Raw genomic sequence first — 10,622 nt, forward strand, 5'->3', positions numbered from 1 at the left:
TATATTAGTTGAATCTTTTATAGATTATCTTTTACAATCTTTCCGGACTTTAATTTTTTTTTCTAATACATGGAAAAGGCTGCAGATCATATTTCAATTCCACATGATTCTTCAAGGAAACTTACGAAGCTATACATTCTTGCCTTATCTGCAGTGGCTTTTTTAACTCTTTTGGGACAAGTACTTATTCAAAAAGCTTTGTCTAATCAGACTAAAGATTCATATGTGGTTAACATGTCTGGCAGGCAAAGGATGTTAAGCCAGAAGATCTGTAAATTGTGCCTTGCTATAGAACGAAGCCCAGATTCATTATACCGCGCTAAATCCGCACAAAAGCTTCAGGTCGCACTGGATACCTGGAGCAAATTTCATCATGGACTTAGGTATGGTGATACTTCAATAAATCTTCCGGTAAATGTGAATCATCAGGCAGAGCTTTTGTTTGAAAAAGTGGATTTATATTTTAAGGAGATATATAATAAAGCAGGAACCATCTCTTCTGTTGTTCAAAGTAAACCTTGGGATTCTAAATTAATCTTTGATGAAATAGAAATTATACTCAAAAGTGAAACATCTTATCTGGATCTAATGGATATGATAGTCAAAGAATTTGAGAAAGAAGCTAGGCTAAAGGTATTAATATTAAAAAAGATAGAAGTTGTATTGTTTGTTATTACCTTTTTAGTACTTCTACTTGAAGGATTTTTTATTTTTAGACCTGCAGCTCAAAAGATCAGTGAAGTAATTGCAGACCTGATCAATAAGGAAGCTCAACTGAGAACTCTGAATAATCAGCTTGAGATAAGAATAAATGAAAGGACAAAAGAATTATTTGAGAAGAATCGTGAGTTGGAAATGAAGAATAAACAACTGGATAAAATAAATAAAGACCTTGACAACTTTGTATATACAGCCTCGCATGATTTAAAAGCTCCTATTAAAAATATAGAAGCACTTTTTCATCTGTTAAAAGGACAGGTACCGGAGACTCAATTAAAAGCTAATGAGATTACCGAGATGATGGATGAGTCGATTGTTAAATTTAAAGATGTTTTGAGTGAACTAGGAAATATTGGGAAGGTGCAGGGAGAGATTGACACAGGAACTGAAAAAGTAGCTTTTAAAGAAGTATTGAAAGAAATTAAATTATCGATCAAAGATCAGGTGCAAAGTTCTGGAGCTCTGATTACAGAGGATTTTAAAGCTGCTCCGGAGATCAATTTTTCTCTTAAGAACCTAAGAAGTGTATTATTTAACTTGCTGTCTAATGCTATAAAATATAAAGATCCTGAAAGGCCACCAATAATACATATCTCTACCAAAATGATTAAAGATTATATTCTTTTACAAGTGACTGATAATGGGATGGGGATAAAGGAAAATGAGATATCAGAGATTTTTAACATGTATAAGCGATTACATAGTCATGTTGAAGGCTCAGGAGTGGGTATGTCCATCGTGAAAAGAATCATGGATAATAATGGAGGAAAAATAGAAGTTAAAAGTAAAGTAGGGGTTGGGTCTACTTTTAATGTTTATTTCAAGTGTTAAAGGCTTAAAAATAAAACATAGTTATGGTCAGAAGGTGTCATCACTATGTTTTATTAAATCATTTAATTATCGAACAGTTATTTTTAATGCTTGAGTTTGGATAATTTATCTGCATTCACAATAGTAATTTTACTACCAGCAATCAGAATAAAGCCTTCTTCTTTGAAATCAGTAAGTGTACGTATTACAGTTTCTTTTGAAGCGCCTACAATACCGGATAAATCATCCCTGGAGATAGCCATTGTAAATTCATTACTTTCGGTATTCTGATATTTTTTTTGAAGCATAAGCAAGGCTTCGGCAACCCTTTTCCTTACTGAACCATAAGCAAGTTTAAGTAGTCTTTCTTCTTTCTCAATTACATTGTCAGAAAGAAGTTTTATGAATTTGTTGGCAACATCTCTGTTGTTATAAAGTAAAGCAAAAAAATCTTCTTTTAGTATGGAGCATATTTTTGAATCCTCCAGCGCTACAGCGCTTTCTGTATATATTGAATTTTCCAGCAAATCAGTATAGCCAAAGAAATCACCTTCTTTGAACAGACCAGTGATAAATTCATTGCCCAGTTTATCAGTTCTGGATGTCTTGATTTTGCCACTACTTACGAAATATAAAAAGTTTGGATAGCTGCCTTGTGAGAAAACCGAATGTTTCTTTGGGACGGCAATGATTCGCTGCTCATTATTGGATAAATTTTCCAATTCTTTTATACCTCTTACTTTGCTTATAAATTCGTCGAGACCTTCAGTCGTTTTTTTAAACTCTTCTTTTATCAGATCATTTTTCTTAAGCCTTGTTTCAACCGCATCCAGAAGTTCGATATCATCAAATGGCTTTGTAAGATAGTCATCTGCTCCGAGCTTCATTCCTTTGCGCATGTCTTCTTTTTCGGCTTTCGCAGTAAGGAAAATAAATGGGATACCCGCTGTCGCTGAATTTTTACTCAACACATGTAATACACCGAAACCATCCAGTTCTGGCATCATAACATCGCAGATGATAAGGTCCGGGTTTTCTATTTTAGCAAGCTCCACACCAATCTTACCATTTTCTGCTGTAACTACTTTGTAATTGGATAACTCAAGAATCTCTGCTGTATTTTCCCTTACTTCCTGATTATCTTCTATGAGCAAAATTTTTTTCATACATCTAATTTAAAAAATCGATTATTTATTCAGAACGGGTATGTTAACTTTAAAAGTTGTACCTATACCAAGCTTGCTTTCAACAGAAATATTTCCATCCAGCAACTCTACATAGCGTTTTACAATATTAAGCCCCAGCCCTGTACCTTGTATATTCCCGGCATTATGAGCTCTGAAAAATCTTGTAAATAAGAATTGAATATCGCTTTCAGGAATTCCAATGCCTTCATCTTTAACAGTTATATTTATTTCTTTATGACTTACAGACATATCGAGAACAATGGTGCCTTCGCCTGAATATTTAGAAGCATTGGATAATAGGTTTAACAGGATATTTTTTAATATATTTTTATCAAGATAAACATCCTCCAAGCCATTGTGCTTGCAAGTAATAACCTGATTGGTCTTCAGGGCAGGAGTGAGCTCTTCATTAATTTCAACAGCAAGAGAATGTAGGTTAAACAGAGAGGGGTTGTTTGAAATAATTCCTTCTTCCAGTTTGCTTAGGGATAGAAAGTCATTAAGTATGCCGGTTAGGTTCGAGACAGAAGATTTTATTCTCTGGATATGCTTATCTATTTTTTCCTTTTCTCCCATTTCATTGTATTTGGAAATAAGAGAAACGGAGGAAAGAATTGTGCTAAGAGGAGTTCTGAATTCATGAGAAGCAATGGTCACAAATCTGGATTTGAGTTCATTGAGTTCCTTTTCCTTTTCGAGCGCTTTTCTTACTTCAGCCTCAGCTTGCTTTTGCTTATTGTTTGTTTCTTTAAGTTGTTTGATTGCGTCAAAAAGCTCAGAGGTTCTCTGCTGAACGCGTTCTTCCAGTTCGATATTCAGCTTTTTATATGCGTTCTCAGCTTCTTTAAGCTTGGTAATATCGTGAATGACTCCCGTATAAATGATTTTATTTTGCAGGAAAACTTCACTTACGCTCAGACGGAAAGGGAATACATTGCCACTTTTTTTTCTTCCGAGTACTTCACGACCAATTCCGATTATCTTTTTTTCACCTGTGCGCTGATAATTAGAAATATATTCATCGTGCCTACTTTTGTCGGGCTCAGGCATAAGTATATTGATATTCTTTCCAATAACCTCAAGAGGTGCGTATTCAAAAATTTTAGCCGCTGCCGGGTTTATTGTTTCAATGATTCCTTTTTGATCAATTGTAATAATGCCATCAATAGCTGTCTCTATAATGGCTCTGAGGCGTGATTCGTTATCCAAAGGATTTTTATCCTGTTCGTTCAATGTCAACTTCTCTTTTTTACTCTAAAGTTAATAAGAAATATATTCTAAAAAATATCATTTTTTGATTTGTTACCGGATTGCCAGCTATCTATGTTATTTATAGTTGTATCTGCAATATTTTTTAATGCATTATCAGTCAGAAATGCTTGGTGCCCTGTTATTATTACATTTTTGAATGTTAGTAATCTCGCAAATACATCATCTTTCATAATATCAGCTGAGTGGTTATAGAAGAAAAGACCTTTTTCTTTTTCGTATACATCTAATCCCAGATATCCTATTTTTCCAGATTTAAGAGCGTCTATAGCATCTACTGTATTTATCAGACCTCCTCTGCCTGTATTTACAATCATGACTTTATCTTTCATCTTAGCGAGACTGTCTTTGTTTATCATATACTTTGTGTATTCATTAAGAGGGGCATGCAGAGAGATAATATCAGCCTTTTGATACATTTCATCAAGTGATACATATTGAAGGTTGTATTTTTCTGTGTAATCTTTGTTTTCTTTAATGTCAAATCCCAACACTTTACAACCAAATCCGTTCATTATTTTCGCTAGTATTCCACCGATCTTTCCTACGCCAATAATCCCGATTGTTCTACCATTAAGATCAAATCCAATAAGCTCATCAAGTAGAAAATTATAAGCTTTTACTTTACGGTCTGCCTGTACTATTTTTCTATTTAAAGCAAGGATAAGCGTTGCTGTATGTTCTGCAATTGAATATGGAGAGTAATCAGGAACATTGGCAACTTTGAATGAGAGCTCTTCCGCTTTTTTAATGTCCACATTGTCATATCCTGCAGCTCGGACAGCAATAGATCTGATGTTTAGCTTTTTTATATTTTCCAATACATCTGCTGAGCCATCATCATTAGTGAAAATTGAAATAGCATCACAGCCTCTTGCTTTATATAATGTTTCTTCAGAAAGGGCCTCTTCAATAAATAACAACTCATGTTTTCCGTGGTTGGCGTTTTCAAGATATTTTATTTCGTATGGTTTAGTGCTATAGATTGCTAGTTTCATGCTGTTGGAATTGTTATTATTTATTTAATGCTAGATATCTAAAATGTATATTTTAATAATTAATTTACCTTAAATGTTAGTACCGGAAATTCTGCAAAGTTTACCAGATCTTCAGAGATTCCTCCAAGCCAGTGCAGGCCTTTATGCTGATGAGTAGATAAAGCGATAATATCTGCATTGATATCTTCAGCATATTTTACAATTCCATTGTATTCGGTTAAATCTTCCTGAATAATACTTTCGCAATTTTTCATCTGAAACCGGTTGATATAATCTCTTAATCTGCTTTGAATTATACTCTGATTTGATTCATAGTTGATCAAAGGATTAATATATAATAAATGGATTTTGAAATCAAATATTTCCTGCAATGCCTTTAGTTTGCCAATGAACTCAGGAGAATCGTCCTGAAAGTTAGTTGCAAGGACTAAATTTCTGATACGAAAATCTTTATTATTATTTTTCACAGAAAGAACCATACAATCTGCTCTGGTTACAATCTTTTCAGCATTGGATTCATTAAATATTCCCTTAAGTATTCCTTCACACCCTGACGTTCCCATTATGATCATATCCGCTTTTTCCAAAGTAATGTACCTGGAAAAATGTTTACCCGGATCTCCGACTTTTATCTTTGGATTGAATCTAACTCCTGCGTATCTGACATTTTCCAGGATAGAATGGATTTTATTTTTGGCGAGCTCTATACATTTTAAAACGTATACCTGTTCCATTTTATCAGGCATGAATATTTCGCCGGTTTCACTGATGGTAGTTCCTCCGGGGGCTTCAATTACATGAAATATCTCAACTTCAGCCTGAGTCTTACGGGCGATCTCGGTTGCTGCAATAAGGGCATTTTCAGATACTTCAGAAAAATCTATAGGTACAATTATCTTTTTCATAAATAGGTTATTTAACTAATGTTTACTTGAGATTTATTTGAATGTAAAATCAGAACAGGCAGGCTGAATTTTTTCAAAACACTTTTGATTACACTTTTATGAAATAGTGCATCTAACCAGTTTCTTTCATTATAAATAAGTACCAGTAAATCTGAATTGTCTTCCATTAAACCTTTGTGCAATCCCTCTTCAACAATATCAGACAGTGTAGTTTTGTATTTAATCTGATCATAGCTGGTTATTTTTTTAACTGAATTCAAAATGATTGACGCAGTACTCGATTCAGTATTTTTTTCGTATTCCTGAAAGGATCTGGCATATTGTTCTACATGTAATAAGGTTATTTCAGATTTGAATATGCTAGCCAGATTTATGATATTTTTTACATAGGAAATTTTTTCAGATACTTTTTCTATGGCAAAATCAATTTTATTAAAAAGCTTAACAGGAGTATCTTCATGGATTACGAGTATTGGCACATTGGTATTTTCTATCATATTCTGGATTGTGCTTCCCACTAGCCCCTGAAGTCCTTCAGGGTTATTGGTTCCCATGACAATAAGATCAACCTGGTGACGGGTTGCTAATTCCTTTATCTCTTGTTCAGGGATATTATATTGAATAATATATTGAGTGTTTATTGTCTTGCCAGAGTCTGTTTTAAAAGAAGAGATATATCCACAGATCGAGTCAAGTTGTGATTTCAAATATTCCTGAGTTTCTTCCAGTACATTTTCAAAAACAACAGGAATAGGTTCGGCATTAATAGACGTGAGCGTATAAGCATGTGCAACGATGATTTTTGCATCAGCCTTTTGGGCTATCATGATAGCAAATTCCAAAGCTTTCTGTGAGGCTTTTGAAAAATTAGTGGGAAGGAGGATTGTTTTCATATTTGTCAGCTCTATGGTGTAAAGGTCAGATTCTGAGGGTGTCGAAAAAATGAGTTTGATTACCTGAAAAAATGATATTTGTCAAGTTTATACAAAAAAGTCAAGTTGGACTAAACGGTTATTTAGAGTTTGGTTTTTGTATTTTGTATTGTGTTTGTTTTCAGAAGTTTGTTTTTTTTCTTTTGTTGTTTGTTTTTTAGACCGATCAGTCTTATTTTTGTATTGTGGAATCAAAAGCTGAAAAGACCAAGGCATTAATCATTGAAAAAGCAGCCCATGCTTTTAATAAGAAAGGCTTTCATGGAACTTCTATGAGTGATATACTTGATGTAACAGGCTTGGCTAAGGGAGGAGTTTATGGTCATTTCAAAAGCAAAGAAGATATCATTGAAGCTGCTTTTGAATATTCTTTTTCAAAAGTATTAAATGAGCTGGTCTCCAGAATTAAGGCCTGCGATAATGCTATTGATAAATTATTTGCCATCACTGATTATTATTACAACTATACATTACAATCACCTATAGAAGGTGGATGCCCGATTCTCAATTATAGCAGCTTTGCAGATGATAGCTTGCCAGGATTAAAACTTCTTCTAAACCAAGCTTCTAAACAGATGCTATCCAGCCTTGTTCAGATTATCGAAAAAGGCCAAAAATATGATCAGATTAAAAAGTCTGTTCATGCTGGGCTTGCTGCAGATATTCTTTATAGTAGGATAGAAGGGGCTATAATGCTTTCCAAAGCGACAGGTGATCCTTTGAAACTCAATAGATTGCTTGATGAGCTCAAATCTTATATTACAATAACTTTAAAAGCTTAATTATTTTAACCTAAAAAAGACCGAATGGTCTATTTTGATATGATAAAAGAACCTAGCTCAGTTTACACAGTCCGTTTCCAGGATTGCGACCCAATGGGGCACCTGAACAACAGTCGTTATATAGATTATATTATTAATGCAAGGGAAGACCATCTGGATCAGTATTATAATTTAAAGTTAAGTGATTTTATAGCTTCAGGTTATTGCTGGGTAGTAACGAATCATGAGATTTACTACCTCAAACCTTCTTTATATAATGAGAAGGTGAAAATTCAAACTTCTGTTATTGAAGTAGACAATTCATCATTGTTAGTTGAAGGTCTTATGATGAGTGAAGATGAAAGTCAGTTTAAGAGTCTCCTTTGGACGAAATATTTTTTTGTGAATGTTAAAACGGGGAAAAGGGAAAATCATGCACCTGAGCAAATGGAGTTTTTCAGTCAACTGAAAAACGAACATCTAAGCCATTATAAAGAAAGCAAAAATCGTTTGAAAACTTTATTAGATCTGCAAAAAAGCAAGGTAGTGAAGTAAGCATCGTAGAAATATAGTTTTAAAAATGTCCCTCTATTTAAATCACAAAATTGAGGGACTTTTTATTTTGTTTTAAATGAAGGAATGGAAGATCAATCAAACTTATCATATTCTATTATCTTCAAACAATTTAAAAGGGTCGAACTTTATAGTACCATTCAACTATGTTGATGTATATGTTTTCATTTCTTGATGCGACAAGACTTCTCCAAAGTTATTTTAGCCAGAAACGGGATTTATCAGTCCTTCTTATTTATTATATCTTTTAAAAAGGTATTTCGGATTTAGCCTGAAAGAATTAAAGAGATACTCCATTATTAAAATTTGATTAGAATATGATTAAAATTTAGCTACTGACAATCTAAATTTATAGTGAACCCTGAGGGATAAAATTACCCCCCTTTAGTAGTTTTTCTTTACTGATATACCTACTGTTTCTAGGATGTAGATTTCTTGAATTTATAGAAGGTTCAAAAAAATAAGACAAATCATATTACAGGAAGAGATTAGAAAAGTATTGACTGCCAGATGGTTCTTGTGATTGAGTGGAAACTTCTTTATGTTGACTGAAAATTTCTTTCAATCAACTAAAAAATTCTATCAATCATGCAAAAACTTCTATTAACCATTCTGTTGGTTTTGTTTTTTCAGCCAGTTATTCAAGCTCAAATACAGCTTAATATAGCAGATTTGCCACATCCCGATGATGCATACAATGTGTATTACCGGCAGGTTATAACAGAGAACCTGCAAGGATTAACTCCCGGAGCAGCTGGAGATAACATTGTCTGGGACTTTTCTTCATTAAGCGGTGGCATTAAAGACAGTACTATCTTTGTTAATCCTATCACCTTTGATTCAGAACTTAGCAAACTCTTTCCTTCTGCAAGCCTTGCTTCGATAACAGTGGAAGGCGTTTTTTATTTCCAGATTTCAGAAGACGGGCTCAGATATCATCAGACATTTCTTGGAGGGAAGGATGTTGCTGCTTATGAATTTTCTCCATCATTGCTTATTATGGACTTGCCAATCAACATTGGCAATTATTATTCCGGAGAAGGAGAACGAATTGTACCGATTGATGCTTCTACCAGAATGAGGATCTCTACTGCAAAAAAAGATACTGCTGATGCCTGGGGAATACTGAAGACCCCTACAAATGACTTTGATGCACTAAGACTAATTTCATATATCACTTATACAACCTATACTGAAGTAAAAACCGGAGATACTTGGACTCTTTTAAATCAAGATATAAATAAAGTCATAGAATATAATTGGTGGGCTAAGGATGTTGGAAAAGAAGTATTAAAATTTAGATATATTGGTGAGAATACAGATTCTCTCAGTCATGTAAACTGGTTTACTGGAAAAGAAATATATATGATCAACTCACTTGCAGATCCGTCTTTGACAAAAGAAATGCTTGTGGTTGGGCCTAACCCCACTTCTGGCCCAATGCAGATATTCTCAGCATCTGGATCAAAGATCGTAAGTATTTCGATCAAAGATATTGGAGGAAAAACAGTTTATAACAGAACCTCAAGAGAACCGATTTCTTTTGTGGATTTATCTTCACTTTCTGAAGGTGTTTACTATCTGGAATTAAAAGATGAGAATGGAATAACCATCATAAAAAAGGTATCCTTAGTAAAATAAAAAAAAGAGATGACCTACTTAATCGAATAGGTATTGATTCCAGTGTAGCGTTTAAGGTTTACCGGATTTTTAAGAACTAATTCAAATATAACAAAGAAATACTAGGGCAGGTTATCAATAGGTAGCTTGCCTTTTTACTTTTATCGAAGTAGTATAATTCAAATTTGAAAATAAGGATAGTAAGAATTTAAATTAGTAATAGAAGCATTAAACTTTATGTAATGACAAAGCCTGAATGTAAATGATAGCTGTTAATTCTACAATTGAAGACATATTATTAAAATATAAGGACATTCTGGGAATGGATTATGAAAAGTATAGAAACCATGTCTATAGAGTGTTTATGTTTTGCCAGTTGATTGATGGAAATAAAAATAACATAGATAAATATGCAATTGCTTCTGCTTATCATGACATAGGTATTTGGACGGATCATACTTTTGATTATCTGAATCCTTCAATAAGAAATGCAGAGGCATACTTGCATTCAATTCACAGAGATGATTGGATTCAGGAAATCTCTTCAATGATCGAAATGCACCATAAAATATTAAACTTCAAAACTAAGGCACCTCTTACTATAGAGATTTTCAGGAAAGCAGATTGGATTGACATTTCTTTGGGTCTTTTAAGATTTAGTTTAAAAAAATCAGATGTTTACTTAGTTAGAAAAAAATTTCCTAATTCAGGCTTTCATAAGTTCTTATTAGCACTATTACTTAGAAATTTTATAAAACATCCTCTTAATCCATTTCCGATTTTTAAACTTTAAAAGAGAAATTCATTAACTAAATGGTCATCAATTTTATTCTTATCGAAATGATTT

The 10,622-nt window shown here is 33.4% G+C and carries 10 protein-coding genes; 5 read left to right on the forward strand and 5 right to left on the reverse strand.

Translation table 11 applies throughout. The features are described 5' to 3' along the window. The first annotated feature begins 69 nt into the window (after positions 1–69). Complete coding sequence (locus J7604_RS20255) at positions 70–1,551, forward strand: ATP-binding protein (RefSeq protein WP_293899893.1); 1,482 nt, start codon at positions 70–72, stop codon at positions 1,549–1,551. Positions 1,552–1,634: 83 nt separating this feature from the next. Here J7604_RS20255 and J7604_RS20260 read toward each other — a convergent pair whose 3' ends face one another. Genes J7604_RS20260 through J7604_RS20280 form a run of 5 tightly spaced genes read right to left on the reverse strand, consistent with a single transcriptional unit; the run spans position 1,635 to position 6,782 of the window. Next, the gene (locus J7604_RS20260; RefSeq protein WP_293899896.1) at positions 1,635–2,696 is read right to left on the reverse strand and encodes a response regulator; all 1,062 of its coding nucleotides are present in this window, start codon (positions 2,694–2,696) and stop codon (positions 1,635–1,637) included. 21 nt (positions 2,697–2,717) lie between these two features. Further along, the gene (locus J7604_RS20265; RefSeq protein WP_293899899.1) at positions 2,718–3,956 is read right to left on the reverse strand and encodes a PAS domain-containing sensor histidine kinase; all 1,239 of its coding nucleotides are present in this window, start codon (positions 3,954–3,956) and stop codon (positions 2,718–2,720) included. Positions 3,957–3,994: 38 nt separating this feature from the next. Next, positions 3,995–4,984 carry a 2-hydroxyacid dehydrogenase gene (locus J7604_RS20270; protein WP_293899901.1) on the reverse strand — a complete coding sequence of 330 codons (990 nt, stop codon included), beginning with the start codon at positions 4,982–4,984 and terminating at the stop codon, positions 3,995–3,997. Between the two features lie 59 nt (positions 4,985–5,043). Further along, the gene (locus J7604_RS20275; RefSeq protein WP_293899904.1) at positions 5,044–5,889 is read right to left on the reverse strand and encodes a universal stress protein; all 846 of its coding nucleotides are present in this window, start codon (positions 5,887–5,889) and stop codon (positions 5,044–5,046) included. An 11-nt stretch (positions 5,890–5,900) separates the two neighbouring features. Further along, positions 5,901–6,782: a universal stress protein gene (locus tag J7604_RS20280; protein ID WP_293899907.1), complete on the reverse strand. Its 882-nt coding sequence runs from the start codon at positions 6,780–6,782 to the stop codon at positions 5,901–5,903. Between the two features lie 224 nt (positions 6,783–7,006). On the opposite strand from J7604_RS20280, the gene J7604_RS20285 reads away from it, so the two are divergent. The 4 genes from J7604_RS20285 (at position 7,007) to J7604_RS20300 (ending at position 10,568) form a co-directional block, all read left to right on the forward strand. Next, the gene (locus J7604_RS20285) at positions 7,007–7,603 is read left to right on the forward strand and encodes a TetR/AcrR family transcriptional regulator (protein WP_293899910.1); all 597 of its coding nucleotides are present in this window, start codon (positions 7,007–7,009) and stop codon (positions 7,601–7,603) included. A gap of 39 nt (positions 7,604–7,642) precedes the next feature. Beyond that, entirely contained in the window at positions 7,643–8,137 is a 495-nt protein-coding gene (locus J7604_RS20290; protein ID WP_293899913.1) for a thioesterase family protein, read from the forward strand. A gap of 606 nt (positions 8,138–8,743) precedes the next feature. Further along, positions 8,744–9,796, forward strand: a complete 1,053-nt coding sequence (locus J7604_RS20295) for a T9SS type A sorting domain-containing protein (RefSeq protein ID WP_293899916.1) — start codon at positions 8,744–8,746, stop codon at positions 9,794–9,796. A gap of 241 nt (positions 9,797–10,037) precedes the next feature. Beyond that, positions 10,038–10,568: an HD domain-containing protein gene (locus tag J7604_RS20300; RefSeq protein ID WP_293899919.1), complete on the forward strand. Its 531-nt coding sequence runs from the start codon at positions 10,038–10,040 to the stop codon at positions 10,566–10,568. The last annotated feature ends 54 nt before the right edge of the window (positions 10,569–10,622 follow it).

The organism is Sporocytophaga sp., from assembly GCF_017745095.1.
In the GTDB taxonomy this organism is placed as follows: domain Bacteria; phylum Bacteroidota; class Bacteroidia; order Cytophagales; family Cytophagaceae; genus Sporocytophaga.

Coding starts and splice junctions, on each gene's coding strand:
- J7604_RS20270 (WP_293899901.1), bottom strand. CDS start 4,984: ATGAAACTAGCAATCTATAGCACTAAACCATACGAAATAAAATATCTT.
- J7604_RS20290 (WP_293899913.1), top strand. CDS start 7,643: ATGATAAAAGAACCTAGCTCAGTTTACACAGTCCGTTTCCAGGATTGC.
- J7604_RS20260 (WP_293899896.1), bottom strand. CDS start 2,696: ATGAAAAAAATTTTGCTCATAGAAGATAATCAGGAAGTAAGGGAAAAT.
- J7604_RS20300 (WP_293899919.1), top strand. CDS start 10,038: ATGATAGCTGTTAATTCTACAATTGAAGACATATTATTAAAATATAAG.
- J7604_RS20280 (WP_293899907.1), bottom strand. CDS start 6,782: ATGAAAACAATCCTCCTTCCCACTAATTTTTCAAAAGCCTCACAGAAA.
- J7604_RS20255 (WP_293899893.1), top strand. CDS start 70: ATGGAAAAGGCTGCAGATCATATTTCAATTCCACATGATTCTTCAAGG.
- J7604_RS20295 (WP_293899916.1), top strand. CDS start 8,744: ATGCAAAAACTTCTATTAACCATTCTGTTGGTTTTGTTTTTTCAGCCA.
- J7604_RS20275 (WP_293899904.1), bottom strand. CDS start 5,889: ATGAAAAAGATAATTGTACCTATAGATTTTTCTGAAGTATCTGAAAAT.